We start from the raw sequence: 26,520 nt of genomic DNA on the forward strand, positions 1-26,520 counted from the left end.
GCCCGAATTGTTTGCAGCTTCTTACTCAGTTCTTTAGAAGGAGAGATATTTGGGTTATTTTAGAAGAGCGGATAGCAACAGGCAAAAAAAAATGTACCTTTGCCCCCTCAATAAGTTTTTCACCCTAATTTTTTCATCCCGTCTAATGGAAGTAAGAAATTACGAGACGGTCTTCATCCTCACTCCCGTTCTGAACGAGAGCCAGGTGCAAGAGACGATCGAGAAGTTCTCGCAGGTGCTTAAGGAAAATAGCGCCGACATTATCCACACTGAAAACTGGGGCCTCAAGAAATTGGCCTACCCAATTCAGAAGAAGTCAACCGGGTATTACCACCTCGTTGAGTTCACTGGCTCGGGCAACATCGTTGACGTGCTCGAGCTGGCCTTCCGCCGCGACGAGCGCATCATCCGCTTCCTGACTACGGTGCTCGACAAGCACGCCGTGGCCTATGGGGAGCGTCGTCGTAAGGGCGAGATGAACCAGCAGAAAGCTAAAAAAGAATCGGAAGCCGCCGTAGCACAATAAGGATATGAGCCTCGCCAACGAAAGAATCCACAAGCAGGACACGCGCGTGAAGTATTGCCGCTTCAAGAAAGCCGGCATTAAGTACGTGGACTACAAAGACCCGAACTTCCTGCTGAAGTTCGTGAACGAGCAGGGCCGCATTCTGCCCCGCCGCATCACGGGCACCAGCCTGAAATTCCAGCGCAAAGTAGCCCAGGCCGTGGCCAAAGCCCGTCACCTGGCACTGATGCCGTACGTAACCGATTCGCTGAAGTAACCCCTAACGACGACTGACCATGGAAGTAATCCTGAAAGACGACGTAAAGAACCTGGGCTACAAGAACGACATCGTTACTGTGAAGTCCGGCTACGGTCGTAACTACCTGCTCCCGCAGGGTCTGGCTATTCTGGCCGACAAATCCAACAAGAAGATCATCGCTGAGAACGTCCGTCAGGCCGCGCACAAAGCGGAGAAAATCAAAACCGAAGCCCAGGGCGTAGCCAATCAGATTGGTGACGTAGCTTTCGACATCAAGGCGAAAGTAGGTGAGACGGGTAAGATTTTTGGTCGTGTCACCACGCTGCAGCTGGCAGAAGCCCTCAAAGCCAAAGGCATTGATGTGGACCGCAAGCGCATTTCTTTCGACCAGGAGCCTACGGCCGCCGGTGAGTACACCGCTACCGTAAACCTGCACAAAGAAGTGAAGCACCAGGTGCGCTTCAACGTAGTAGCTGAGTAAGCGGCTGCGTCTTCAAGCTTAGAAAGCCCGACCACCCTGGTGGCCGGGCTTTTTTGTTGCGCCGGCCACAGCTACAGGGTTGCCGCGCGGATCAGAGCCCGACTCTGTATTTACAGGATAAAGCAGCCTGCCAGCACCTTAGCGGCCATTATGGCCCGGTGCGGCTTTTCTGTTCTTTTCCCGGTACCTTTGGTAAACCATTTCCGGAATAATCCTGTCGGGAGGACGCTGGTTGGTCCGCCTTTTATTTAGCTGCCGCGAACTACCGACGGCGCGGCTTTTGGCCATCCGCCGCGTGTTGAGTAGGTTGCCGGTTCGTTGGCCGGCTCACGGCCCTATTGCTTTCGAATGTTTCGCACTGAATTACCGCTTACGCCTCATCCCTCCCAGCTGCCCCAGGCGGCCCGGGTGCTGACGATAGGCTCCTGCTTTTCCGATACCATTGGTAGCCGGCTGACCCGCAACAAGGTCAGCGCGCTGGTCAACCCCTTCGGCACCGTCTTCAATCCGCTGTCGGCGTGTATGCTGCTGCGCGCGGCGGCCGGCGAGGAAATGGACTGGCAGCAGCACCTGGTAGAAGCCCGGGGCCGCTGGCAGAGCTACGATTTGCCGGCCGAAATCGGGGCCGGTTCGCCGGTGGCGCTGCTGCAGCAGATCCGTGACGTGGTGGCGCAGGCCAGCACGTTCCTAGCCACCGCTGATGTGGTGGTGCTCACGCTGGGTACGGCCTTCGCCTACCGGCTGCTGGAAACCCAGGAGCTGGTGAACAACTGCCATAAGATTCCGGCGGAGAAATTCGAGAAGGAACTGCTTACCCCGGATGAGGTTATCAATGCCGTGGCGGAAACCCATGCTTTGCTGCGCCTCAAAAACCCCAAGCTGCGGTTTATTCTGACCGTGAGCCCGGTGCGTCACCTCAAGGACACGCTGCCGCTGAACGCGGTCAGCAAATCGGTGCTGCGCGTGGCCTGCCACTACCTGAGCGAGCTGCTGCCCGACGTGTCCTACTTCCCGGCCTACGAGCTGCTGCTGGACGATTTGCGCGACTACCGCTTTTATACCGACGATATGCTGCACCCGTCGGAAGCCGCCGAAAACTACATCTGGGAGCGGTTTACGCGCACGTATTTCGACCAGAGCTTCGGGCGGTTCAAGAAGGAGTGGGAATCGGTGCAGCAGGCGCTGGGTCACCGGCCGCTGTACGCGGCCGCACCGGAGCACCGCACCTTTCTGGAAAGCACCCTGGAGCGCCTGCAGAAGCTGGCCGCGCAGGTCGACGTGCGCCGCGAAATCCGCGACCTGCAGCAGCAGATTGCCGCCCTGCCCCTGCCGCTGGTACCCGAACCACTCATCGAACCCGAGCTGGACGACGAGGAGCGCATCGACATTGGCGAAGAGGCCGACCCGGGACAAGCGCCGCTACCCGCGGCTACTTCCGGCCGCCACCGCGGCAACAGGCGGCCTGGGCGCTTAGCGCCGCAGCCAGCGGCCGAAGCGGCACCGGCAGAGGAGGAAGCAGAAGCAGAAGCAGAATTTCAGCCGGCGCTGGCGGAAGAAGCCCCAATGGCAGCGGAGGCAGAGGAAGAGTCTGGAACGGAGGAAGCTGCTCTGCCGAAGAAGAAGCGCCGCTCCCGGGGCGGGGCCAAGCGCACTGCCCGCAAGAACGCGGCCCGCGCTGCGTTGGAAGGCACTCAGCAGTCAGTTACCAGCGTGGAGCCGGCAGAAGCCGACTTTGTCGAAGCTGAGGCGCCGGAGCCGGTTGCTCCCGTAGCGGAGGCGGAGCAAACGCCGGCAGTGCCGCTGCTCACGCAGGAGCTGGAAGTTGTTCATGAGCTTCCCGCTGTGGAACCCATACGGACGGCTCTGCCACGGTCAGGGACGCCTTACGAAAAGCCCAAGCCTAAGCCCAATGTGGATTGGCTGGTGCCCATGAAGGGTGACGGCGACGCGCCCAAGCTGCCCAAGCGGCAGAGCAAAGGCATCGTGCGGACTCCGCCGGCGCGCAAGGCCGCGAAAACAGCTATTGTAACGCCACCGAAGTCATCGGCTAAAGCCCGGCCCGTGGTCGAGGCCCCGGTAGTCACTCCGTCCGCCGCTACTCCGGCAGTGGTTATACCGCCCACCCCGGCCGTGCCGGCCGAACCGACGGTTGCCGCCGCTGCTGCCCCGGCTCAGAAAACCGCCGCGGTGCCGAAGATCAAGACGGTGCCGACGCCCAAGGCGACGCCCAAAAAAGCAACCGCCAAGCCAGCCGTAGCAAAAGCAGCGGCGGCCAAGCCCGCAGCACCGGCCAAGCCCGCAGCACCGGCTAAGCCCGTAGCGGCGGCCAGGCCCAAGGCTGCCGCTACGCCCCGCCGCAAGCCCACCCCGGTGGCACCCGCCGAGGCCGTGGCAGTGCCCGCTGCTGCCTCCGTTTCGCCGGCCGATGCGCCTACGGCGCAAAAAGCGGCCCCGCAGAAACGGGTGCGGCCACCCCGCAAGAAGCCCACGCCGCCCGGCGAAACCGCTTAGTTGCTGTAATTCACTTACTTCGAAACCCAGCCCCACCGGCTGGGTTTTGTTTTTGCGCCCGTTTTGCTCTCCGCCCGATGTCTGAAGCCCAGCCTGCCCATACCAACCGCCTCAGCCGCGAATCCAGCCCCTACCTGCTGCAGCACGCCCACAATCCGGTGGACTGGTACCCGTGGGGGCCGGAGGCGCTGCAGCGGGCTCAGGCGGAGCAGAAGCCTATTCTGGTCAGCATCGGCTACGCGGCCTGCCACTGGTGCCACGTGATGGAGCGCGAGTCGTTCGAGGATCCGCGGGTTGCGGCCGTGATGAATGAGCATTTTGTGTGCATCAAGGTCGACCGGGAGGAGCGGCCCGATGTGGATCAGGTGTACCTGGACGCGCTACAGGCCATGGGCCTGGCGGGCGGGTGGCCGCTGAACGTGTTTCTGACCCCCGACGCCAAGCCGTTCTACGGCGGCACCTACTTCGCGCCCGGCAACTTCACCCAGCTGCTGACCAGCATCGGACAGGCGTACCAGAATGAAACCCGGCAGGAGCTGGACCAGTCGGCCGAGCAGTTTGCCAAGGCCCTCCAGACCAGTGACGTCCAGAAATACGGCCTGCCCGCGTCCGACTCGCTGCTTTCGGCCGAGCAGTTCCAGCTGCTGGTGGCTAACCTGGAGGAGAAGTTTGACCGGCAAGCCGGGGGCCTGAATCGGGTGCCCAAGTTTCCTATGCCCAGCGTCTGGCGGTTTCTGCTGCGCACCCACGCCGCTACCGGCAGTCGGGTGGCACTGGAGCAGACGGTGCTGACGCTGCGCGCAATAGCCTGGGGCGGCCTCCACGACCAGGCCGGCGGCGGCTTTGCCCGCTACTCGACTGATGCCGAATGGCTGGCGCCCCACTTCGAGAAGATGCTCTACGACAACGCCCAGCTGGTCAGCCTGTACGCCGAAGCCTACCAGGTAACCCAGGACGCGCTGTTTCGGGAGGTAGCCTACGACACGGTGGCTTTCGTGGAGCGGGAGCTGCTGAGCCCCGAAGGCGGCTTTTACTCGTCGCTGGATGCCGATAGCGAGGGGGAGGAAGGCCGCTTCTACGTGTTTACCAAGCACGAGCTGCAGGCCCTGCTCGGCGCCGAGGAGCCGTTGTTTTCCGATTACTACCACTGCACGGCCCTCGGCAACTGGGAGCACGGCCGCAACATCCTGCACCGTCGGGAGTCGGACGCCGACTTTGCCCGCCGGCACGAGCTGCAACCCGGCGTGGTGGCCGAAATGGTGCTCGACTGGAAGGCCCGGATCATGGAAGCCCGCGCCCAGCGTCCCCGCCCCACCCTCGACGACAAGCTCCTGACCGGTTGGAACGCGCTTATGCTCAGTGGGCTGACCGATGCCTACCGGGCCTTCGGCGACGCGTATTTTCTGGAGCTGGCCCTGCGCAACGCCGGGTTTATCCAGTCGAAATTGCGCCAGGGTGCCCGCCTGAAACGCAGCTACAAAGCCGGCCGCGCCACGATTGATGCGTTTCTGGAAGACTACGCCCTGGTGATTCAGGCCTACACCGGCCTCTACGAAGTTACGTTCGACGCGCACTGGCTGCGGGAGGCCGAAACGCTGACGGAATACGTATTAGAGCACTTTTTTGACCCCGCCGAGCAGCAGTTCTTCTATACCGATGACGCCGGCGAAAAGCTCATTGCCCGCCGGAAAGAGCTGTTCGACAACGTGATTCCCGGCTCCAACTCCGTGATGGCGCACAACCTGCACCGCCTGGGCCGGCACCTCGAAAACAGCCGGTACGGGGAGCTGGCGGCGGCCATGCTGCGCCAGGTGCAGGAGCTGGTGGTGCAACAGCCCCAGCACCTCACCAACTGGGCTTCGCTGTACCTGGCGCTGCTGCACCCCACGGTCGAAGTAGCCATCGTCGGAGCGGAAGCGGAGACTCTGCGGCGCGAGCTGAGCCGCCACTTTCTGCCCAACACGGTGCTGGCCGGCGCGGTCCGGGCCACCGACGAGCTGCCCTTGCTCCGTCAGCGCCCGGCGCAGAGCGGCCAGACTACGCTCTACGTCTGCTTCAACCACACCTGCCGGCAGCCGGTACATACCGTGGCCGAAGCGCTGACGCAGCTGCGGGAGGCCCGCTAAGAGGCCGGTAGAACGTCATGCTGAGCTTATCGAAGCATGACGGTTCTTTTTCAGTATGGCCGTTCCGCTGCCGAATATTCAGCCGGTATCACCCGTATTCTCCTCAGTAAGCCGAATCATCGGCGGCGCGGTTTATCTTTACGGTTCCGTTTTTAGTACCCTGCCCGTTGAGCCTCACCTTTGACTTCGTCCAGCCCGAGCCGACGGCTACCGACCGTATCACGCTCTTCTGCGACGTGATTCTGCCGCTGCCGCTGCCCAAGCTTTATACCTACCGCGTGCCCTACGAGATGAACGACGACGTCGTTATCGGGGGCCGGGTGATTGTGCAGTTCGGGGCCAAAAAGACGCTCAGCTGTATCGTGGCGGCCGTGCACGAAACGCCGCCGGCCCTCTATCAGGCCAAGTACGTGCTCGAATTCATCGACGACGCGCCGGTGGTGACCCAGGCCCAGCTCAAGCTGTTTCGCTGGATGGCCGACTACTACATGTGCACCCTGGGGGAGGTCATCAACGCCGCGCTGCCCTCGGCCCTCAAGCTCAGCTCGGAGTCGCGCATTCAGCTGCACCCGGCCTTCGTGCGCGACGAGCCGCTGTACCCGCTCAGCGAGCCGGAGGAGAAGATTGTGACCGCGCTGAGCAGTGAGGACGGCAAGGCCCTGACCTTTACCGAGGTCGGCGACCTGCTCGGCAATACCAACTTCCACAAGGTGATTAAGTCCCTGATTCAGAAGGACGTCATCTTTCTGTTCGAGCACCTGGCCGACAAGTACTCCCCCAAGGTGGTGAAGAAGGTACGGCTGGCCCACCACTTTGTGGAGGAAAACGTGCTGGAGGAGCTGTTTCAGCAGCTGGCCGGCCGCCCCAAACAGCTCGACGTGCTGATGCGCTACCTGCAGAAGGTGCCCGTGTACCAGAACGTGCACGCCAACCACCAAGGCACGGAAAAAGCGTCCCTGACCAGCAGCCCCCACCTCTCCCCTTCCGCCGTCAACACGCTCATCAAAAACGGCGTGCTGGAACAGTTCGACGTGATTGTGTCGCGCTTCCCACTCGACGACTCGCCGGAAGCCAAGATGCCCTTCACGCTCAGCGAAGCCCAGCTCACGGCCCAGGACGATATTCTGCAGCAGTTTGGCGAGAAGGACATTGTGCTGCTCCACGGCGTGACGGGCGCGGGCAAGACCGAAATCTACATCGAGCTGATCCGCAAGGCCCTGGAGGGCGGCGGACAGGTGCTGTACCTGCTGCCCGAAATTGCCCTTACGGCCCAGATTGTCACCCGGCTGATGCGCGTGTTCGGCACCCGGCTGGGCGTGTACCACTCCAAATTCAGTGACAACGAGCGGGTGGAAGTGTGGAACGGCGTGCTTTCGGGCCGCTTTCAGGTGGTGGTGGGCGTGCGCTCGGCCGTGTTTCTGCCCTTCGACAACGTGTCGCTCATTATCGTGGATGAGGAGCACGAGAGCAGCTACAAGCAGTACGACCCTTCGCCGCGCTACAACGCCCGCGAGGTAGCCATGATGATGGCCAACTTCCAGGGTGCCAAAACCCTGCTCGGCTCGGCTACGCCTTCGGTGGAAACCTACTACCAGACCCGGGCCGGCCGCTGGGGCCTGGTTTCGCTCACCAAGCGCTTCGGCGAGGCGGGCCTGCCCGAAATCGAGCTGGTGGACACCCGCAAGAGCCGCGACGCGAAGAAGATGCTCAACCACTTCACGCCCGAGCTGATGAGCGAGATGGAGCGCAAGCTGGCCATGCAGGAGCAGGTGATTCTGTTTCAGAACCGCCGCGGCTACTCCCCCTTCATCAACTGCCTCGACTGCGGCTGGATTCCGAAGTGCAAGAACTGCGCGGTGAGCCTGAGCTACCACAAGCACGCCCACGAGCTGCGCTGCCACTACTGCGGCTTCCACGACCGGATGCCGGTGGAGTGCCCCGCCTGCGGCTCGCGCAACCTGAAAACCGTGGGCTTCGGCACCGAGAAGATTGAGGACGACCTGAAGGTGATGCTGCCCCAGGCCAACGTGCAGCGCATGGACCTCGACACGACCCGCGCCAAGAACTCCTACCAGCAGATCATCAGCGACTTCGAAAACCAGGTCACCAACGTGCTGGTGGGCACCCAGATGGTGACCAAGGGCCTCGACTTCGCCAACGTGAGCCTGGTGGGCATCATCAACGCCGACAGCATCATCCACTACCCCGACTTCCGGGCCCACGAGCGGGCGTTCCAGATGTTTGTGCAGGTGAGCGGACGAGCGGGCCGGAAGGGCAAGAAGGGCAAAGTCATCATCCAGACCGCCGACCCGGCCCAGGTAATTTTCGATAAGGTGATTCGCAACGATTACCTCGAATTCTACGAGTACGAAATCACCCAGCGCCGCGAGTACGGCTTCCCGCCCTTCATGCGCGTGATTCGGATGACGGTGAAGCACGTCGACCAGCTCCTGGCCGAGCAGGCCGCTTTCCTGCTCACGCAGGAGCTGGTTGACCGGCTGGGGCGCGAGGCCGTGCTGGGGCCGGAAGCGCCCTATATTTTCCGCATCCGCAACTTCTACCTGCAGGAAATCACCATTAAGCTCGACCGGGAGCACACGGTGCTCAAGCACGCCAAAGCCCAGATTCTGGCTGCCATGAACGTGGTGAAAGACCAGAAGGAGTTCCGGCAGACCCGCTTGGTAGCCGACGTAGACCCGATGTAAGGCAAGCCAGTGGTGCTACTTGCTTATTGCTAGCGCCGGGAGCAGCACCACTGCGCCGGTCAGCATCAGCAAAAGGCTGGGGACAAATGGGAGAGGCGGCAATTATTTCCGCAACAGTGCCGGCGAGTACGCACGGTAGCAGATTCAGAATTGCCCCGAGCAGCACCATTCCCAAACCCAGCTTGCCTCTGCCTCTGCTGCGGCGCCTCCGCTTCCGGCTGACGGGCCGTCCGGCATGCCTGCCGGGCTAAGCGGAACGGCCAGTCAGCAAAAGCCCCAGACCGATAATGGACTCAGCCCGTGGCCACGAGTGCCCCGGACTTTTTAAGGATAGGTTCCTGTCGGAGCCGAGGGGCAACCAGGCAGCACCATCGCCAGGGAAGGCGCCCTGCTGACCTATCCTGGGTGAAGGTACATGCGGGCCGCAGGAGACTACGCGCCTGGCAAGCTATCCGCTTCACTGTTATGCTATTGATATTGCTGCGCCAGGCAAATCGCCTAACACATTGATAGGAAAAGTCTTAGTAATTTTCCTATTGGCACTGCCATTTTTTTGCGGGCACTCAAACGAGCTTAAGAACTAAAAGGTTTAATATTGCCCTATCGGCCGGCTACAATCCTATCCGTTGCGGTCTGATTGCAATTGATTTTCCGTCTTTTTCATTCCTAACTCCACCTACCCGTTTCCCCACTTATGAAGACTTTTTCTACTCTTCTCTCCGCCGCCGTCATCACGTTGTCGTTGGCTTCCTGCAGCAAGGAAAGCTACACCTTTCAGCAGTCGGCTGCCTACCGCACCAGCCCGGCTACCCGCGTAGCTGCTGCCCCCGCAGCAGCTGCTACTGCTGAAACCCCGGCTGCTGAGCTCACCGCTTCGGTTGCTGCTCCCGCCGTTACGGCACCGGCTACCCACAAAGCAGCCCGTACCTACGCCGCCCACGTGCGCGCTACGGCTCCGGTTGCGGCTACCAAAGCGGCCGTGAGCGAAGTAAAGGCCACCAAAGCCACGGTGAAGGAGATGCGCAAGGCGGTGAAGGCGGCCAAAGCGGCGCCTGCTGCCGAAGGCAAAAGCCAGACCGTAGCTGCTGTACTCTGCTTCTTCCTGGGCTGGCTGGGCGTACACCGCTTCTACCTGGGCTACGTTGGCATGGGTATTCTGGAGCTGCTGACTCTGGGCGGCTTCGGCATCCTGACCCTGATCGACTTCATCCGCATCATCACCGGCGACCTGAAGCCGAAGGATGGTGACTACACCGAGAAATTCAACGACTAACTCAGCCGTTGAGTAAACAAAAATCCCCGCTGGCAGCTGCCAGCGGGGATTTTTGTTTACTCAACGTGGCATTTATATCTCGTCGAGCAGGTAGAGCACGATGAGGATTACCCCGATGATGGCGACGATGGCGCCCAGAACATAGATGAGGCCAATGCCGGTAGCGGCCCCCAGCAGCTCAAGCAGCAAACCGATGATGAGCAGAATCACACCCTGCCGCAGCTTGCCTTCCAGCTTGCTGGTAGCCGCCGTTTCGGTGCGCTTCTTCAACTGGGTCTGATCAGCCACCTTGCTCACCTGCTTGGCTACCTTCGACACGGCCAGCTTCTGCACCAGGCTCAGCTTGCGGGGCGCGGGCGCCGCCGCTTTAGCTGCTACGGGCGCCGCCGCAACGGGCGTTTGGGCCACCACGGCCGGAGCTACGGCTGCTGTCGGCGCGGCTGTCTCAGGCGTAGCCGCTGCCGGTGCTACGGCGGGCTTGATGGCTACCGAGCGGTGCGTTTCGTGGTAGGGCGTGGTCTTGGGCAGCACGGCGTATTCGCCGCGGTTGCAGCTGCTCAGGCCAACGGCAACGGCCGCCAGGACTGTTAGCTTGTTCAGGATTCCGGACAAGTGTTTCATGGGACTTGAAATGTGGTAAATGTGGAATGACGCGCATTTTACGAAGTCAGCGCGAAAAAAGTGGTTTTTTTTGGCTGCCGCCCCTCCCCCAATCCGTCTTTGGGCGCGGCCAAGTTGTTAAGCAGCATAGCTTTTACACGGCCCAAACCCTGTGCAAAAAAGTCCTGCCGGTAGCCTTAGCGCACCACCGCCGAACGCTTCGCCGCGTATGGTTGTTGACAAAAACGCAGTTTCTTTGTCCTGTGCCTATGACCTTTGCTCCTTCTCGTTCCTGGCGGCTTTTGCTGCCGGGCCTGGTTTTGCTGACTTCAGCCTGCACTCAGCCTCCCGCCGAAAGCACGGCGGCTTCCCTGGCCGAGCAGCGCCGCCGGATGCCCCCCGACACGACCGGCTACGAGTCGCGCCCGCCTGCTGACCCCAACGGCATCAGCCGCTACTACCTGGGCCGGCAGATTGCCCACGTCATGGGCCACGAGGGTGCCGACTGGCTGGAGCGCAACGGGCGCCAGGAGGAGGAAGGCACCGATATTCTGCTGCGCGAGCTCAAGCTCAAGCCCACCGACGTGGTGGCCGATCTGGGCGCCGGCACGGGCTATTTCAGCTTCCGCATCAGTCCGCTCGTGCCCCAGGGCCGGGTACTGGCCGTGGATATTCAGCCCGAGATGATTACTTCGCTGAAGCAGAACAAGGAGCGCCGGCAGATTACCAACGTGGAGCCCGTGCTGGGCACCGTGCAGAACCCCAACCTGACGGCCCGCAGCGTGGACCTGGTCCTGATTGTGGATGCCTACCACGAGTTTGACCACCCCCGGGAAATGATGCGGGCCGTGCGCGCCGCGCTGACGCCCACGGGCCGCTTAGCCCTGGTAGAGTACCGGGCCGAAGATTCCCGGGTGCCCATCAAGCGCATTCATAAGATGAGCCTGGAGCAGGCCCGCAAGGAAATGGCCGCCGTGGGTCTGGAGTTTATCGAAAACGTGGAAACGCTGCCCCAGCAGCACCTGATGTTCTTTCGCCGGGCCAAATAAGCCGGCTGCGGCCCTAAGCCGGCGCCCGGTTCCGCACCAACCGCGGGGCCGGGCGCTTACCTTTGGGCCTATGTCAGCCTTCCCCGACCCGCGCCAGCTTTCCATCCACGATTTCACTTACCACCTCCCCCCGGAGCGGATTGCCCCCGAACCCCTCCCCGACCGGGACCAGTCGCGCCTGCTGGTGTACCGCGGCGGCGGCATCACCGACCAGCCGTTTCGCCACCTGCCGGCCGCGCTGCCGGCCGATGCGCTGCTCGTGTTTAACGACACGAAAGTGGTTCGGGCCCGGCTATTCTGCCACAAGCCCACGGGCGGCATCATTGAGCTGTTCTGCCTCGAGCCGGTGGCGCCGCACCGCGCCATTGAGCCGGCCATGCAGCAAACCGGCAGCTGCGTGTGGAAGTGCCTGGTCGGGAATGGCAAGCGCTGGAAAAGCGGCCCGCTACACCTCGAATTTCAGGTGCTGGGCCAGCCCGCCACGCTGACGGCGGAGCGGCAGGCGGCCGCCGACGGCTATTCGCTGATTGCGTTTCGCTGGGAGCCCGCACAGCTGCCCTTTGCTGAAGTGTTGCGCGGCGCCGGCCACCTGCCCCTGCCGCCCTACCTGAACCGCACCGATACCGCTGCCGATGCCGTGCGCTACCAGACCGTGTATGCCGCCCACGAAGGCGCCGTGGCGGCTCCCACCGCGGGCCTGCACTTTTCCGATGCGGTGCTGGCCGAGCTGACGGAGCGCGGCATCACCACGGCGCGGGTAACTCTGCACGTAGGGGCCGGCACTTTTCAGCCCGTGAAAGCCGACCACATGGCGGGCCACGCCATGCATGGGGAACCGTTTGTGGTGACGGCCGCCGTGGTGCGCCAGCTGCTGGCCCAGGCCCCGCGGCCGGTGCTGGCCGTGGGCACCACCAGCCTGCGCACCCTGGAAAGCCTGTACTGGCTCGGCGCCCGGTTGGCCCACCAGCCTGAGGCGGCAGCGGAAGGGCTGCACGTAGGCCAGTGGCAGCCCTACGAGGCCGCGGCCGAAGTGCCCCTGGCGGCTGCTCTGCAGGCCGTGCTTGACCACCTGGCCGCCACCGATGCCGAGGCGTTGCACGCCACCACCCAGCTGCTGATTGCCCCGGGCTACCGGTTCCGGGTAGTGCAGGGCCTGATTACCAACTTTCACCAGCCCGAAAGCACCTTGCTGCTGCTCGTAGCCGCCCTTATCGGCCCCGACTGGCGCCGCGTCTACGACCACGCGCTGGCCGGTGGCTACCGCTTCTTGAGCTACGGCGACAGTTCGTTGCTGCTGCCCTGAGATGAGAGCGGCGGGCCAACGGTACCGGAGCAAAACGCTAGGTAGCGCGCTTTGCCCCGGGAGCTTTCCGGTCGGCTGGCCAGGCCGGCGCAAGAATTTGGGGGGGAATCGTACTACTGATTTGCCGGGTCCCGTATAAGGGCTCAGGTTATCTACTCTCAACCTTACTGACCATGAAAAAAGCCCTTCTGCTGCTCACGTTTGCAGCCTTTTCAACCGCCGCCTTTGCCCAGACCCAGGAGCCGATGAAGACCGAAACGAAAGTTCGGCCCAATGGTACCGTTAAAACGGAGTCCCGCACGGGCCGCACTGCTGCCGGCCAGGCCGTGCAGAACACCAAGGAAGATGCCAAGTACGCGGGCCGGAAAACGGGCAGCGTAGTGAAAAAAGGCGCCCGGAAAACCGGCCGCGTCGTGAAGAAAGGCGCTACCGCCGTGAAAGACAAAGCCGTCGACGTAGCGGACTAAGCTTCGCCGGACTCGCCGAAAGCCCCTTCAGTACGCTGAAGGGGCTTTTTTGTGGCCTTGCTGCCGGTGCTGGTGGGCGGCTCAGAATGCTGCCGCTGAGCCGCTTTAGTCCAACAGCTTGGCGACCGGAGCCGGGCCGGGTGCGGGCTGCTTTTCGCGCAGCTGGTACAGCACACTTTCGGCCACGCCCCGGCCAAACAGACAGAGCCCCGCGTTGAACACGCCCAGGGCTACGGTACCGGCCGCTACCCATTCGGCGGTAGGCTCACCGGCGGTTTTCTTGGCGGCAGCCCACTGCACCAGGCAGGCACCAAACCCGATGACCATCAGCCCCGAGGGCGCAAAAACCAGCCATTTTTTCTTGTGCGTCATTGCGGAAAGAGTTGGTTGCGTGAATACCGGTACGGGCCGCGGCGCGGGGGAGCGGCGCAGCCTGGGTAGCGACTTGTCCTTGGGCTAATCGTACCTTCGGGCCGCCGGGTTGCGTCCCGGGCCCGGGAACGGCGTTTTTTTGCGGCCGAAGCCGGCCCACCGCCGGGCTCCACCTTACTTTTTTTGCCCATGAGTGCCCTTTCCTACGACCAGCTGCTGCACCTGGCTTTCCGCACCCCCGACGATGCGGCCCGCTTTCTGACCGAGCCCGCCACCACTGCCTACGCCGATTTTGAGCGGGCTCCTCAGACGGATCTGGCGTTCCGGTTTGAGCGGGTGCGCCTGGGCGTAGCCATGGCCCTGATGAAGCTGCTGGCCGACCTCGGCGACCACGAGGAAAGCCGCCGGGTGCTCGACGTGCTCCACAAAGCCACCCGGGCCCGCTCGGTAGCCGACATCGATGCCACCATCACCCGCGACGCCAAGCTGTTTGAGCGCCTCTACACCAACCTCTACGTGAACGAGGAGGGCGAGCTGCTGCTCAACCTGTTTGAGCGCACCCTCGATGCCGACTCGCAGCCGCTGATGGATGAGGCCATTGCCGAAGCCCTGGAAGTGGCCGGCGAGCTGGATTTCAGTCCCGACGACGAACATGACGACGAGGACTAGTGTTCCTTAATCGGCCAGCAGGCGGCAAACGACTACCTTGCCGGCAGCCGGCCCCACCGCTGGGGTTTCCCGGCTTCTTCCATCCTTCGCTGCTGCCTTATGACCCTCGTTTTCATTGGTTTCGTGCTGCTGATTCTGGGCTTCAACGCCGCCCGCCTCTCCTTCAGCTTTGAGCGTTTCCGGGGGCTGCTCATCTTCGGGGGCACCGTGCTGATTGTGCTGGGCCTGGTGCTGAGCAGCGTGGTGCAGATTGAGGCCGGCCGCGTAGGCGTGCAGACCCTCTTCGGCAAGGTGCAGCCCCAGGTGCTGACTAGCGGCCTGAACGTTATCAATCCGCTGGTGGCCGTGACGGAGTTTGACACGCGCACCCAGAACTACACCATGTCGGCCCAGCACGGCGAGGGCCAGCAGGCCGGCGACGACGCCATCCGGGTGTTGAGCGCCGACGGCCTGGAAGTCGTCATCGACCTGACGGTGCTCTACCGGGCCGTGCCCGCCGAAACGCCCAAGATTCTGGGGACCATCGGCCCCAACTACCAGGACGCCATCGTGCGGCCCGTTACCCGTACCCGCATCCGCGACAATGCCGTCTACTATGATGCCGTGGCGCTGTACTCCACCAAGCGCGACGAGTTTCAGGCCCGCATCTTCAAGAGCATCGAGCAGGACTTCAAGAGCCGCGGCCTGCAGCTGGAGCAGCTCCTGATTCGCAACATTCAGCTGCCGCAGTCGGTGAAGAGCAGCATCGAAAGCAAGATTTCGGCCGAGCAGGACGCCCAGAAAATGCAGTTCGTGCTCCAGAAAGAGCGGCAGGAAGCCGAGCGCAAGCGCGTGGAAGCCCAGGGCATTGCCGACTACCAGAAAATCATCAACCAGGAAATCACCGACAAGCTGCTGCAGTACGAAAGCATCAAGGCCAACAAGGAAATTGCCACCTCGCCCAACGCCAAGGTTATCATCATGGGCGGCCGGGGTGCCACGCCCCAGATTCTGCTCAGCGACAAGTAAGCCAGCCCGGCTCAGGGGCCGAAAAGCCCAAAGGCCGCCCCACTGGTTGGGGCGGCCTTTTCTATGGGGTGCTGAGTCGACTCGCGGTAAGCCTCGTTCGGCTCCGGCCGCTCGTTCCGGTTGCTGTCGGACCGGGGAAGGGGCAGAACCAGCAGGCCGCCGTTGGCCTTCAGCGCCGGCCGGAGCCGGGTCGCTTTCGATTTTCGGGCCCGCCCGCCAACCGATTGGTTTTGCTTACCCGGCTTACCTACCTTTACCGAAATGGCTCCCGTCATTGTCTGCCGGTGCTCCCACCGGTTTTCGCCTTGCCCTGCCCACTAAATGCCTACCATTCACTACCTGACTACTGCTGCCGAGGTGCAGCAGGCCGCCGTCGCTCTGCGCTCCGCTTCCCGCATTGCCATCGACCTGGAGTTCGACGATATGCGCCACCGCTACGGCCGCAACCTCGCCCTTATTCAGATTTACGATGACAAAGTCGTCTACCTGATTGATCCGCTGCCGCTGACCAACCCGGCTCAGGAGCTGGAGCCCCTCTGGGATATTCTGCGGGACCCGACGGTAGAGAAGGTGTTTCACAGCTGCAAGTCGGACATTCTGCTGCTCGATGAGCTGTATGGCGTACACGTGCGCACCATCACCGATACCAGCGTGCAGTATACCCTGCTGGGCGAGTCGGACAACAACATTTCCCTGGGCCGCCTGATTCAGGCCGAAGTCGGGCTGGAAGTGGATAAGGGGGAGCAGAAGTCGAACTGGCTGAAGCGTCCCCTCACGGAAGCCCAGAAAGTGTACGCCGCCAACGACGTGCTCTACCTGTTTGAGCTGGCCGACAAGCTGCGCGACAAGCTCGCCGCCCTGGGCCGCACCGCCTGGGCCGACCAGGAAAACGCCGCCCTGGAAGAGGTACGCTACAACCGCGACGAGCGGCCCTACCTGCGCATGGCCGGCAAATACCGCATCCTGCCCACCGAGCTGCCCCTGTTCCGCGACCTGTACATGCTGCGCGACCAGGTGGCCAAGCAGATTGACCGGCCGCCCTACATGGTTTTCGCCAACGACCGGCTCTCGGAGCTGGTCCGCGACACGCCCCGGGACCTGAACGACTGGAAAAATGCCCGCGGCCTGCACCCCGAGCTCAAGCGTACTCCCTACCTCGACCAGCTTACGGCCCTGTCGCCCGACAATTTTGTACCCGTGCCCGAGCCGGCCGCGCCGGCCGAGCAGCGCCGCTTTCCGTTCCGCCGCCGGCTCAGCGGCGACAAAGCCGCCCGCGCCGACGCCCGCGAGCAGCTGCTGATTCAGCTGAAAAACCACATCACCACCGACGTCAACGGCTATGTAGCCAACCTAGTGCTGTCGAACCGCCTGGTGGCCGACATCGTGGAGCTGGGCGCCGATGCCGTGTTGCGGCCCTGGCAGAAAACCATCCTGCAGGAAGCCGCCCAGCGCCACGCCATCGACTACGCCCAGCTGGCTGACCCGTTTTAGCCCAGGAGCCGCTCATTCAATCCAAAGAAAAAGGCCACCTATGCGGGTGGCCTTTTTCTTTGGATTGGTATAGGAAGCCGGAGAGCTAGTGGCTGAACTGCGCCTCTTCGGTACTGCCCACCAGCGCGCCGGTGCTGGCCTTGCCGGCCGATACCACGCTCTGCACGGCGTCGAAGTAGCCGGTACCGACGAAGGACTGGTGCTTCACGGCTTTGAAACCGTGCTTTTGCAGCCGGAACTCCCGCTCCTGCAGCTCGGAGTAGCCGGCCATGCCCCGCTCCCGATAGGCCTGGGCAAGCTCGAACATGCTCGTGTTGAGGGCGTGGAAACCGGCCAGGGTGATAAACTGGAACTTGAAGCCCAAGGCGGCCAGCTCCTCACGGAAAGTCTCCATCTGCTCCACGCTTAGCTTCGAAGCCCAGTTGAACGACGGCGAGCAGTTGTAGGCCAGCAGCTTGCCCGGAAACTGGGCGTGAATGCCTTCGGCAAAGGTGCGGGCCTGCTCCAGATCGGGGTGGGAGGTTTCCATCCACAGCAGGTCGGCATACGGCGCATAGGCCAGCCCACGGGCAATGCACGACTCTATGCCGGGCCGGACGCGGTAAAACCCTTCGCTGGTGCGGCCGTCCTCGGAAAGCACGAAGGGCAGGTCCCGCTCGTCCACGTCGGAGGTAATCAGGTCGGCGGCGTCGGCGTCGGTGCGGGCTACTACCAGCGTCGGCACGCCCAGCACGTCGGCGGCCAGGCGGGCGGCTACCAGCTTGTTGATGGCCTCCTGGGTGGGCACCAGCACCTTGCCGCCGAGGTGGCCGCACTTCTTGGCCGAGGACAGCTGGTCTTCGAAGTGGACGCCCGCGGCCCCGGCCTCAATCATCATCTTCATCAGCTCAAACGCATTCAGGTTGCCGCCAAACCCTGCCTCGGCATCGGCCACGATGGGCACCAGCCAGTGCACGTCACCGTCGCCGGTCAGGTTCTGAATCTGGTCGGCGCGCAGCAGGGCGTTGTTGATGCGCTTTACCACGCTCGGCACGCTGTCGACGGGGTACAGGCTCTGGTCGGGGTACATCTGACCGGCCCCGTTGGCATCGGCGGCCACCTGCCAGCCGCTGAGGTAGATGGCGTTCAGGCCGGCCTGCACCTCCTGCACGGCCTGGTTGCCGGTCAGAGCGCCGAGGCCGGCTACGTACTCTTCGGAGTGCAGCAGGCTCCACAGCCGCTCCGCCCCCTGCCGGGCCAGAGAATACTCGATGTGCAGGCTATTCTGCAGCTTCACGACATCCTCGGCCGGGTAGGGCCGCTCAATTCCTTTCCAGCGGGCATTCGTGGCCCAGTCGTGCTTGAGGGCGGCAATCCGTTCTTGCTTTTTCATGGTGGTTGACGTTGGAGTTGAGTTGAGTTGAGTTGAAAAAAGGGCAAAGCGCCGCCCGGCCAGCTGGCAAAGCGGCTTTTTTGAGAATCGGGAAGGAAGCCGAGTAGTGCCACGGCTTGGAGCCGTGGCACTACGACATCAGGCCAGCTGTTCGTAGGCGGGCACGGTCAGAAACTCGATAAACTTCTCACTGATCACCATCCGGTCGAAAAGGCGGGCGGCGGGCAGGTACTGGCCGCCGTCATAGCGCTCCTCGCCCACCAGGGTCCGGATTTTCTCCAGCTGGCCGGGTACCAGGGAGCGGTACAGCTCCACGGTCACCTCGCGGCCGTCTTCGAGCCTGGTGCCCGGCGTGTGGACCCACTGCCACACCTGCGCCCGGCTGATTTCGGCGGTGGCGGCGTCTTCCATCAGGTGGTAGATCGGCACGCAGCCGTTGCCCCCCAGCCACGATTCGAGGTACTGCACGGCCACGTCGATGTTGAGCTTAAGGCCGTCCTCGGTGATGGTGCCCTGCGGGGCGCGCACCAGGTCTTCGGCCGTCACGTGCAGGTCTTCGCACTTGTTGGCAATCTGGTTCTGGCCGGGCATCAGCTCGTTGAAGACTTCCAGCGCCACCGGCACCAGCCCCGGATGGGCCACCCAAGTGCCGTCGTGGCCGTTTTTGGCTTCGCGGATCTTGTCCTGCCGTACTTTGTCGAGGGCCAGCTCGTTGGCTTCGGGGTTATTCTTGATGGGAATCTGGGCCGCCATGCCGCCGATGGCGTGCACCCCGCGGCGGTGGCAGGTCTGAATCACCAGCTGGGAGTAGGCCGCCATGAAGGGTACCGTCATCGTGACCTGGGCGCGGTCGGGCAGGGTAAACTCGGGCTTCAGGCCCAGGCGCTTGATGTAGGAGAAGATATAGTCCCAGCGGCCGCAGTTCAGGCCCGCGCTGTGCTCGCGCAGCTCGTAGAGGATTTCGTTCAGCTCAAACGCCGCCGGCAGCGTCTCAATCAGCACCGTGGCCTTGATGCTGCACTTGGGCATCTTCAACGACCACTGCGCGAAGCCGAACACGTCGTTCCAGAGGCGGGCTTCCAGATGACTCTCGATTTTGGGCAGGTAAAAATACGGGGCGCTGCCGCGGCCGCACAGCTCGTGCACGTTGTGGAAGTAGTAGAGCCCGAAGTCGAACAGCGAGGCGCTGATTGGCTCCCCATCGACCAGCACGTGCTTTTCGAGCAGGTGCCAGCCGCGGGGGCGCACCATGAGGGTGGCGGTTTCGGCGTTGAGCGTGTATTCCTTGGTCGGCGTGCTCAGCGAGATGGTGCGGCGCACGGCATCGCGCAGGTTGCGCTGGCCCTCTATCACGTTGGCCCAGGTCGGCGAGTTGGAATCTTCCAGGTCGGCCATAAACACCTTCGCCCCCGAGTTCAGCGCGTTGATAATCATCTTGCGCTCCACGGGCCCGGTGATTTCCACCCGACGGTCGAGCAGGTCGGCGGGTAGCGGGGCCACGGTCCAGGGCTTTTCCCGGATCAGGCGGGTCTCGGGCAGAAAGTCGGGCAGCCTGCCGGCATCCAGCTCCTTCTGCCGGGCCTCGCGGCGCAGCAGCAGCTCCCGGCGGGTGGGGTCGAACCGGCGGTGCAGCTCCGCCACGAAGGCCAGCGCCGAGGGCGTCAGAATTTCAGCAAACTCGGGGGAGTAGGCGCCCGTTACTTTCACCCGCTCGGGGGTCAGGTACGTGGGGGGCGTAATAAGCGTCTGAGGTTCAGCGAAGGGCGACATGAGGCGGGGGTTTGGGGAGGTGAATCGGAAAGCTGATGGCCAAACATAGGCAAGCGAATTTTGTCATCCTAGCGAATATTCGCTAAATATTTAAAACCCTCGAATCTGAGTAGTTTTGCGGGGTTAGTTTTTTGCTTTCGGCCGCCGCTCCTGCTCGTTTTGGAGAAGCAGCCGCTGAGCCCGGGTTTTCGATACTTGTTTATATGCTGAGTCACGGTCAGGTAGTGCGGTTGATATTTGGGTTGAAGCTGCGCGAGCTGCGGCAGGAGCGCGGCTTTACGCCCACCGAGCTGGCCCGGGCCTGCGACGTGTCAGTGTCTTACCTCAACGAGATTGAGAAAGGCAAGAAGTACCCCAAGGCCGACAAGATCCTGGGCCTGAGCAAGGTGCTGGGCGTCACCTACGACCAGCTGACGTCCCTGACGCTGAGCCGCAAGCTGGAGCCGATTTCCGAGCTGCTGCAGTCGGACCTGCTGAAGGAGTTTCCGCTGGAGATGTTCGGGCTGGACCCCATCCGCATCGTGGAGCTGATTTCGGATGCCCCGGCCAAGATGAACGCCTTCATCAGCACGCTGTTTGAAATTGCGCGCAACTACGAAATGCGCCAGGAGCACTTCTTTCTGGCCGCCCTGCGCTCCTACCAGGAGATGCACGACAACTACTTTGAGGAGCTGGAGCAGGACGTGCGCACCTTCGTGGGGCAGGAAAAGCTGGCCGTGGGCGCGCCCTTCGATACCACCCAGCTCGAAGCCGTGCTCACCCAAAAATACGGCTACACCATCGACCGCACGGCCCTGGGCGAGCACGCCACGCTGGGCCGGCTGCGGTCGGTGTTTCAGCCCAAAACCCGCCGGCTGCTGCTGCGTCCCGGCCTCACGGGCACCCAGGAAGCATTTGTCCTGGGCCGCGAAATCGCCTTCAACTACCTCAACCTCAAGGAGCGGCCCTACGTGAATGCCAGCTTCCCGGTGCGCAGCTTTGATGAGGTGCTCAACAACTTCAAGGCCTCCTACTTCGCCGGCGCCCTGCTGATGGAGGAAGACAGCCTGGTGCGCGACTTCCAGAAGCTGTTTGCCAGCAAGAAGTGGGAGCCGGCCGCGCTGCTCGAGCTGATGGCCAAGTACGACGTGTCGCCGGAGATGTTTATGCAGCGCATGACCAACCTGCTGCCCCGGCATTTTGGCCTGCAAAGCCTGTTTTTCCTGCGCTTCGACCAGGCCAGTGCCGATGCCGCCTACGTGCTGAGCAAGGAGCTGCACCTCTCGCGCCTGCACAACCCGCACGGCAACGAGCTGCACGAGCACTACTGCCGCCGCTGGATTTCGCTGTGGCTGATCAACGACGCCCGTCAGCACCAGCCGCTGAGCGCCGCTACCACGGTCATCGGGGCGCAACGCTCCCGCTACTTCGGCACCGACGACGAGTACCTCTGCCTCACCCTGGCCCGGGCGGCGTCGGCGACCGAGCCCGCCGTGAGCGTCAACGTGGGCCTGCTCTGCGACGACAACCTCAAGCAAAAAGTGCGCTTCCTCGACGACCCGGCCATTCCGCTCAAGATCGTCAACGAAACCTGCGAGCGGTGCCCGATCCCCGACTGCGAGGTGCGGGCCGCCGCGCCGCTCGAAATCGAGCGGCAGCAGCGTAACCGGGAGCAGGAAGCGGCCGTCGCGGCCCTGGTGAACGGCGGGTAATCTTTGGTTTTTGGCTCAGCTGATATAATAATGACGCTGCACGGGGGAAGCCTCAGTAGCACTTGAACGGCGGCGGCTCCCGCTCGGCTTCGGCCGCTGGGGCCAAAAACCAAAAACCACCCACCAAAAACCAGCATCATGACCACCGCCAAAGAGCAGTTTGACCGCCAGGCCAGCCACTACAACGCTCAGTGGAATGCCTGGACGGAGTCGTCGCTGCAGTGGCTGCTGACCCACGCGGCTGCTCAGCCCGCCGACGACGTGCTCGATGTAGCTACCGGCACCGGCTTCACGGCCCTGGCCTTTGCCCCGCTCGTGCGCACGGTAGTCGGGCTCGACGTATCGACGGGGATGCTGGCCCGGGCCCGGCAGCACCAGGCCGCGCTGGGCCTGACCAACGTGAGCTGGCAGGAAGGCGCGGCGGAAGCCCTGCCTTTCGCCGCCGGCACCTTTTCCCTGGTTAGCTGCCGTATTGCGCCCCACCATTTCGAGTCGGTGCCGCAGTTTCTGGCCGAGGTGACGCGGGTGCTGCGGCCCGGCGGCCGCTTTGTGCTGGCCGACACCACCGTGCCCGACCACGACCCCGCAACCGCCGACTGGCAAAACGGGGTGGAAGCCTTGCGCGACCCGTCGCACCGCCGCAACCTGGCGCCCCGGCAGTGGCGGCAGGCCCTGACCACGGCGGGCCTGACGGTAGCCGCGCTGGACGTGCCCGGCGGCGAAGTACCGATGCAGCTCCACGACTGGCTGGAAAAAGCCGGTACTGCGCCCGAACCGGCGGCGGCCGTACGCGCGGCCTTTGCTCAGGCCCCTGCCGCGGCCCGGGCCGCGTTTCAGATTCAGGCCCTGCCCGCCGACGACTACACCTTCATCTGGCAGCGGCTGGTAGCCCTGGCCACCCGATCCTAAGCCCCAACTTCCCCGCTTTGCCCCAGACCTCTTCCGATTCCTCGTCCCGCCGCCGGCGGCGCCGGGTGGCTTTCACCCTGCTGGTCCTGACCTTGTTGGGGGGTGGCGCGGGCCTGTACGCGGCGTGGCGGGTGCTGTGGCAGCCCAACGTGACGGCGTCCGCTTTCGGGCCGGCCTACCTGTACATCCGCACCGGGGCCTCCTACCAGGCCGTGCTCGATTCGCTGGCCCGGCACGAGCTGCTCATCGAGCCCGCCACGTTTCGGTGGCTGGCGGCCCGGCGCGACTACCCGGCCCACGTGCAGCCCGGCCGTTACTTGCTTTCTCCGGAGCTGGGCAACGCGGCGTTGCTGGAAAAACTTCAGCAAGGGCCGCAGGACACGGTGCCTTTTGAGCTGAACGCCTTTAAGTACAAGCCCCAGCTGGTGCGGCAGGTGAGCCGGCAGCTGGAGGCCGACTCCGGCGCGCTCCGGCAGCTGTTGAACGACAACCGCTTTCTGTTGCAGCGCTACCAGCTCGACACGACCACCGTGCTGACGCTGTTTCTGCCTGGCCCGTACCGCTTGTTCTGGAACACCTCGGCGCGGCAGTTTCTGGATTCGGCGGCGGCCGTGCACGGGCGGTTCTGGAATGCGCAGCGCCGGCAGCGGGCCGACTCGCTGGGTCTGTCGCCGGTGCAGGTGCACGTGCTGGCCAGCATTGTGCAGCGCGAAACGGCCAAGCCCGAAGACAAGCCCATCATTGCCGGCGTCTACCTCAACCGCCTGCGCAGCCGCATGCGCCTGCAGGCCGACCCCACCCTGCTCTGGGCCATCGGCAACTTCGGGGTGAAGCGGGTACTGAACCGCGACAAGCTCGTGGACTCGCCCTACAATACGTACCGGCACGCGGGGCTGCCGCCGGGGCCCATTACCTCGGCCAACCGCCAGAGCCTGAACGCCGTGCTCAAGCCCGCCGCGCACCGTTTCTTCTTCTTCTGCGCCCGGCCCGACCTGAGCGGCTACTCCGATTTTGCCGAATCCTACGCGGCCCACCGGCGCAATGCCCGCCGCTACCAGCACGCCCTCGACAGCCTCAAAATCCGGCGCTGAGGGCCGTAGTGCAAATTCCGAATCCCGCGGCGCCGGATTGCCGCGCCGACGGGCTGCTAGCGTATCATTATCAATCTGATAAATCCTGCGGGCGGGTGGGTCGGAGTTGCCAGCCGCTTTGTACTTTTGTTTCCCTATTGTCCGAAAACCCGCCTGCATGAAGCTTCGCTACCTTTCTTTTGGATTGCTCTTTCTTTCCCTTTCCGCCGCCGCCGGCGGCTTCCAGACCGGCCCGCAAAGTGCGCGCACCCTGGGCATCGGCGGGGCCAGCGTGGCGTACGTCCGCGACCTGGCGGCCATCTACTACAACCCCGGGGCCCTGGCCCAGATGGATTCGCTGAATCACTTCAGCCTGGGGGGCCTGACTAACCTGCGGACCACCTCCTTTCTGGGTAATGACTCGCGGCGCATTGCCGAACAGGAGCTGCAGCCGCTGCTCGGCGGCTATTTCTACGCCGCGCACCCCATCAACGACCGGGTTTCCGTGGGGCTGAGCGTGAATACGCCCTTCGGCTTCAACACACGCTGGCCCAGCGACTGGGAAGGCCGCAGCGTGGTGCAGCAAACCCGCCTGAACACAGTGTTCGTGCAGCCCACGGCCGCCATCAGGCTCAACGACAACTTCAGCATGGGCGCGGGCCTGGTGTATGCCTACGGCCGTATGAGCCAGCAGTACGCCCTGGGGCAGTACGACGACCGCAACGTGACGGCCACCTTCAAGGGCAGCGGCAGCGGCCTGGGCTTCAATGTGGGCCTGTACGGCAAAACCGCCGAAACACTTTCCTTCGGCGTCAGCTACCGCTCCCCGGTTACCCTTAAGGTTAAGGATGGCACGGCGTCCTACAGCAACGTGCCCGCCCTCGACGCAGGCCGCTACCCCGGCACCGCGAAGCTGCGCACCGAACTCGCCACGCCCGGCGCCCTCTCGGTCGGTATGGCCGACAACGTGACCAAGAAGCTGCTGGTCACCTTCGACTTTACGCTCAGCGCCTGGAGCCGCTACGACTCGCTCACGTTCAACATCGGTGATGCGCCGGGCTTTGCTACCCGGACCGCCGGCCTGCGCTACGAAGACGCCATGGCCTTCCGCGTGGGCGGCGAGTACGCCTACTCTGATATGATTTCGCTGCGGGCCGGCGTGAGCTACGACGAAACCCCAATCCGGGACGAGTACATTTCGCCCGACCTGCCCGACGGCAACAAGCTGGGCGGCGCGCTGGGCGTGAGCGTGCAGTTCACCCCGAATCTGTCGGCCGATGCGGGCTACCAGTTCGAATACGTGGCCGAGCGAACCAGCCGCGTGGTGCAGGCCCGGGCCAACGTCAGCAATGTGGGCGGCACCTACCGCACCCGGGTCCATACGGCCGCGCTGGGTTTGTCCTACGCGTTTTAACCTTCTGAACGACTCTTTCCCCGTGCGACTCTTCTCCTCTTCCGCTGCGGCCCGCCTGGTGGTGCCCGCTCTGCTCCTGACGGCCTGTGCTCCCGACCAGACGCCTCCGGCCGCCAACCCCGGCTCGCTCGACTTCAGCCGCTACGTGGCCGTCGGCGACAACTACACCGCTGGCTACAGCGAGGGTGGCCTTACCCTTACCGGCCAGCAGTACTCGATTCCGGCCCTGCTCGACCAGCAGTTTGCCCTGGCGTCGGGCACCTCATCGTCTTTTACCCAGCCGCTGCTGCCGGAGGGCACCGGCACCGGCTACCTGCAGCTGCAGGGCCTTGATGCCCACGGCCTGCCCGTTACCCGCCGGGTAACCCGCGGCCGGGCCACCCAGTCCCGGGCCTACTTTGCCAATGCTGCCGCCTGCGGGGGGCCCGACACTACCTTCCTGTATCAGCGGGCGGATGCGGCGCTGCCGCAAAACCTGGGCGTGCCTTTTTTGCGGCTCACGCAGATTGAAGTAGCCAATCTGGGCAACGCCAGCCGGCTGACCACACCCGATCAGTTCAATCCTTTCCTGGAGCGGATCCTGCCGCTCAACGACAGCCGGACGTACCTGCAGACCGTGACCGATGGCAGCGCCAATGCCACGTTCTTCACGTTTTTTATGGGCCTCAGCGACGTGCTGCCCTACGTGCTCAGCGGCGGCGACTGCGGCACGACGCCCTCCATTACCCTGCCCAGGCCGGCGCCGGCCCAGAAAATTCTGGATAAGCTCACGGCCAACGGCCGGCCGGGCATCATCAGCCTGGTGCCCAGCGTCACGCAGCTGCCCTTCGTGAGCCGTGGAACGGTCAAGAACGTGCGGCCGCTGCTTGGCGCCAACGACACGGTGTACGTCCGCTCTTCGCCCGCCAACGTGGTGCGGGCCATGGACGCCCGCGACTACGTGCTGCCAACCGGCCTGGCCGCGCTGGGCACGCTGCAGACGGTCGGTACGGTGGCCGTGCGCTACGGCCTGGACCGCCGCGCCCCACTCAGCCGCCGCGACGTGCTGGACTTCCGCGAAGTCAGCTTTGCCGATGGCTACCTGACGGCGCTGAATACGGAGCTGGTGCGCCTGGCCGATAACGTGTACAAAATCCCGGTCGTGAACCGCACGGCGGGGGGCGCCAACCTGTTTAGCCAGGTAATTTTCAATCCCCCTGCCAGCATCGGCATTTCCATCAATGGCGTGACGTATTCGGATGATCCGGTGCGGGGTAATTTCTACTCCCTGGATCAGTACACGTTCACGCCCCGGGGCAACGCCATTTTTGTCAATTCCTTTATCCGCGAAATTAACCGCTTCTACAACGCCAGCATCCCGCTGCTGGACCCCAATACGCTGCCCACCACCTCCCGGCCCCGGTAAGCGGACCGGGGAAGACCAGAACCAAAAAGACGGCCCCGGGGCCGTCTTTTTTATGGGCGGCAAATGAGTC

General features: G+C 63.3%; 22 protein-coding genes. 18 read left to right on the forward strand and 4 right to left on the reverse strand.

Annotated elements, in window-relative coordinates:
• The first annotated feature begins 145 nt into the window (after positions 1-145).
• From rpsF to ABD842_RS17140, 7 genes are all read left to right on the forward strand, one after another.
• Positions 146-526: a 30S ribosomal protein S6 gene (rpsF, locus tag ABD842_RS17110; protein WP_345116650.1), complete on the forward strand. Its 381-nt coding sequence runs from the start codon at positions 146-148 to the stop codon at positions 524-526.
• A 4-nt stretch (positions 527-530) separates the two neighbouring features.
• Complete coding sequence (gene rpsR / locus ABD842_RS17115; protein WP_073106224.1) at positions 531-782, forward strand: 30S ribosomal protein S18; 252 nt, start codon at positions 531-533, stop codon at positions 780-782.
• Positions 783-801: 19 nt separating this feature from the next.
• Positions 802-1,245 (forward strand): 50S ribosomal protein L9, encoded by a 444-nt coding sequence (gene rplI / locus ABD842_RS17120; RefSeq protein ID WP_345116654.1) that lies wholly within the window; start codon positions 802-804, stop codon positions 1,243-1,245.
• Positions 1,246-1,593: 348 nt separating this feature from the next.
• Positions 1,594-3,756, forward strand: coding sequence for a GSCFA domain-containing protein (locus ABD842_RS17125; RefSeq protein WP_345116657.1), 2,163 nt, complete (start codon positions 1,594-1,596; stop codon positions 3,754-3,756).
• A gap of 77 nt (positions 3,757-3,833) precedes the next feature.
• On the forward strand, positions 3,834-5,882 hold the full coding sequence (locus ABD842_RS17130; RefSeq protein WP_345116659.1) for a thioredoxin domain-containing protein: 2,049 nt from the start codon (positions 3,834-3,836) through the stop codon (positions 5,880-5,882).
• Positions 5,883-6,049: 167 nt separating this feature from the next.
• Complete coding sequence (priA, locus tag ABD842_RS17135) at positions 6,050-8,587, forward strand: replication restart helicase PriA (RefSeq protein ID WP_345116661.1); 2,538 nt, start codon at positions 6,050-6,052, stop codon at positions 8,585-8,587.
• Positions 8,588-9,281: 694 nt separating this feature from the next.
• Positions 9,282-9,860 carry a TM2 domain-containing protein gene (locus ABD842_RS17140; protein WP_345116663.1) on the forward strand — a complete coding sequence of 193 codons (579 nt, stop codon included), beginning with the start codon at positions 9,282-9,284 and terminating at the stop codon, positions 9,858-9,860.
• Between the two features lie 72 nt (positions 9,861-9,932).
• Here the strand turns inward: ABD842_RS17140 and ABD842_RS17145 are convergent, their stop codons facing one another.
• Positions 9,933-10,481: a hypothetical protein gene (locus ABD842_RS17145; protein WP_345116665.1), complete on the reverse strand. Its 549-nt coding sequence runs from the start codon at positions 10,479-10,481 to the stop codon at positions 9,933-9,935.
• Positions 10,482-10,729: 248 nt separating this feature from the next.
• On the opposite strand from ABD842_RS17145, the gene ABD842_RS17150 reads away from it, so the two are divergent.
• From ABD842_RS17150 to ABD842_RS17160, 3 genes are all read left to right on the forward strand, one after another.
• Entirely contained in the window at positions 10,730-11,509 is a 780-nt protein-coding gene (locus ABD842_RS17150; protein WP_345116667.1) for a class I SAM-dependent methyltransferase, read from the forward strand.
• A gap of 70 nt (positions 11,510-11,579) precedes the next feature.
• Positions 11,580-12,812, forward strand: coding sequence for an S-adenosylmethionine:tRNA ribosyltransferase-isomerase (locus tag ABD842_RS17155; RefSeq protein ID WP_345116669.1), 1,233 nt, complete (start codon positions 11,580-11,582; stop codon positions 12,810-12,812).
• A gap of 173 nt (positions 12,813-12,985) precedes the next feature.
• Positions 12,986-13,279: a hypothetical protein gene (locus tag ABD842_RS17160; RefSeq protein WP_345116671.1), complete on the forward strand. Its 294-nt coding sequence runs from the start codon at positions 12,986-12,988 to the stop codon at positions 13,277-13,279.
• 105 nt (positions 13,280-13,384) lie between these two features.
• Here the strand turns inward: ABD842_RS17160 and ABD842_RS17165 are convergent, their stop codons facing one another.
• Complete coding sequence (locus ABD842_RS17165) at positions 13,385-13,651, reverse strand: hypothetical protein (protein WP_345116673.1); 267 nt, start codon at positions 13,649-13,651, stop codon at positions 13,385-13,387.
• Between the two features lie 189 nt (positions 13,652-13,840).
• Here ABD842_RS17165 and ABD842_RS17170 point away from each other — a divergent pair, with 189 nt between their 5' ends.
• From ABD842_RS17170 to ABD842_RS17180, 3 genes are all read left to right on the forward strand, one after another.
• Complete coding sequence (locus ABD842_RS17170) at positions 13,841-14,320, forward strand: hypothetical protein (RefSeq protein WP_345116676.1); 480 nt, start codon at positions 13,841-13,843, stop codon at positions 14,318-14,320.
• A 99-nt stretch (positions 14,321-14,419) separates the two neighbouring features.
• On the forward strand, positions 14,420-15,328 hold the full coding sequence (locus tag ABD842_RS17175; RefSeq protein ID WP_345116678.1) for a prohibitin family protein: 909 nt from the start codon (positions 14,420-14,422) through the stop codon (positions 15,326-15,328).
• Between the two features lie 321 nt (positions 15,329-15,649).
• Positions 15,650-16,819, forward strand: coding sequence for a ribonuclease D (locus tag ABD842_RS17180; protein WP_345116680.1), 1,170 nt, complete (start codon positions 15,650-15,652; stop codon positions 16,817-16,819).
• A gap of 85 nt (positions 16,820-16,904) precedes the next feature.
• Here the strand turns inward: ABD842_RS17180 and aceA are convergent, their stop codons facing one another.
• Entirely contained in the window at positions 16,905-18,191 is a 1,287-nt protein-coding gene (aceA, locus tag ABD842_RS17185; protein WP_345116682.1) for an isocitrate lyase, read from the reverse strand.
• 138 nt (positions 18,192-18,329) lie between these two features.
• The gene (gene aceB, locus ABD842_RS17190) at positions 18,330-19,961 is read right to left on the reverse strand and encodes a malate synthase A (RefSeq protein ID WP_345116684.1); all 1,632 of its coding nucleotides are present in this window, start codon (positions 19,959-19,961) and stop codon (positions 18,330-18,332) included.
• Positions 19,962-20,164: 203 nt separating this feature from the next.
• Here aceB and ABD842_RS17195 point away from each other — a divergent pair, with 203 nt between their 5' ends.
• The 5 genes from ABD842_RS17195 to ABD842_RS17215 all read left to right on the forward strand — a co-directional run bounded on the left by ABD842_RS17195 (position 20,165) and on the right by ABD842_RS17215 (position 26,450).
• A complete protein-coding gene (locus tag ABD842_RS17195) occupies positions 20,165-21,652 on the forward strand; it encodes a helix-turn-helix domain-containing protein (RefSeq protein WP_345116686.1) in 1,488 nt (495 codons plus the stop codon).
• 138 nt (positions 21,653-21,790) lie between these two features.
• The gene (locus ABD842_RS17200; protein WP_345116688.1) at positions 21,791-22,561 is read left to right on the forward strand and encodes a class I SAM-dependent methyltransferase; all 771 of its coding nucleotides are present in this window, start codon (positions 21,791-21,793) and stop codon (positions 22,559-22,561) included.
• A gap of 17 nt (positions 22,562-22,578) precedes the next feature.
• Positions 22,579-23,652 carry an endolytic transglycosylase MltG gene (gene mltG, locus ABD842_RS17205; protein ID WP_345116690.1) on the forward strand — a complete coding sequence of 358 codons (1,074 nt, stop codon included), beginning with the start codon at positions 22,579-22,581 and terminating at the stop codon, positions 23,650-23,652.
• A 184-nt stretch (positions 23,653-23,836) separates the two neighbouring features.
• Positions 23,837-25,045: an OmpP1/FadL family transporter gene (locus tag ABD842_RS17210; protein ID WP_345116692.1), complete on the forward strand. Its 1,209-nt coding sequence runs from the start codon at positions 23,837-23,839 to the stop codon at positions 25,043-25,045.
• Between the two features lie 22 nt (positions 25,046-25,067).
• A complete protein-coding gene (locus ABD842_RS17215) occupies positions 25,068-26,450 on the forward strand; it encodes a hypothetical protein (RefSeq protein ID WP_345116693.1) in 1,383 nt (460 codons plus the stop codon).
• The last annotated feature ends 70 nt before the right edge of the window (positions 26,451-26,520 follow it).

This window comes from Hymenobacter algoricola (assembly GCF_039539525.1).
In the GTDB taxonomy this organism is placed as follows: domain Bacteria; phylum Bacteroidota; class Bacteroidia; order Cytophagales; family Hymenobacteraceae; genus Hymenobacter; species Hymenobacter algoricola.

Bases quoted from the DNA above. Each gene is read 5' to 3' on its own strand.
- ABD842_RS17180 (WP_345116680.1), top strand. From the start codon at position 15,650: ATGCCTACCATTCACTACCTGACTACTGCTGCCGAGGTGCAGCAGGCC.
- ABD842_RS17130 (WP_345116659.1), top strand. From the start codon at position 3,834: ATGTCTGAAGCCCAGCCTGCCCATACCAACCGCCTCAGCCGCGAATCC.
- ABD842_RS17125 (WP_345116657.1), top strand. From the start codon at position 1,594: ATGTTTCGCACTGAATTACCGCTTACGCCTCATCCCTCCCAGCTGCCC.
- ABD842_RS17150 (WP_345116667.1), top strand. From the start codon at position 10,730: ATGACCTTTGCTCCTTCTCGTTCCTGGCGGCTTTTGCTGCCGGGCCTG.
- ABD842_RS17195 (WP_345116686.1), top strand. From the start codon at position 20,165: ATGCTGAGTCACGGTCAGGTAGTGCGGTTGATATTTGGGTTGAAGCTG.
- ABD842_RS17160 (WP_345116671.1), top strand. From the start codon at position 12,986: ATGAAAAAAGCCCTTCTGCTGCTCACGTTTGCAGCCTTTTCAACCGCC.
- aceB (WP_345116684.1), bottom strand. From the start codon at position 19,961: ATGTCGCCCTTCGCTGAACCTCAGACGCTTATTACGCCCCCCACGTAC.
- aceA (WP_345116682.1), bottom strand. From the start codon at position 18,191: ATGAAAAAGCAAGAACGGATTGCCGCCCTCAAGCACGACTGGGCCACG.
- rpsF (WP_345116650.1), top strand. From the start codon at position 146: ATGGAAGTAAGAAATTACGAGACGGTCTTCATCCTCACTCCCGTTCTG.
- ABD842_RS17170 (WP_345116676.1), top strand. From the start codon at position 13,841: ATGAGTGCCCTTTCCTACGACCAGCTGCTGCACCTGGCTTTCCGCACC.
- rpsR (WP_073106224.1), top strand. From the start codon at position 531: ATGAGCCTCGCCAACGAAAGAATCCACAAGCAGGACACGCGCGTGAAG.
- ABD842_RS17175 (WP_345116678.1), top strand. From the start codon at position 14,420: ATGACCCTCGTTTTCATTGGTTTCGTGCTGCTGATTCTGGGCTTCAAC.
- ABD842_RS17165 (WP_345116673.1), bottom strand. From the start codon at position 13,651: ATGACGCACAAGAAAAAATGGCTGGTTTTTGCGCCCTCGGGGCTGATG.
- rplI (WP_345116654.1), top strand. From the start codon at position 802: ATGGAAGTAATCCTGAAAGACGACGTAAAGAACCTGGGCTACAAGAAC.
- ABD842_RS17140 (WP_345116663.1), top strand. From the start codon at position 9,282: ATGAAGACTTTTTCTACTCTTCTCTCCGCCGCCGTCATCACGTTGTCG.
- ABD842_RS17200 (WP_345116688.1), top strand. From the start codon at position 21,791: ATGACCACCGCCAAAGAGCAGTTTGACCGCCAGGCCAGCCACTACAAC.
- ABD842_RS17155 (WP_345116669.1), top strand. From the start codon at position 11,580: ATGTCAGCCTTCCCCGACCCGCGCCAGCTTTCCATCCACGATTTCACT.
- ABD842_RS17145 (WP_345116665.1), bottom strand. From the start codon at position 10,481: ATGAAACACTTGTCCGGAATCCTGAACAAGCTAACAGTCCTGGCGGCC.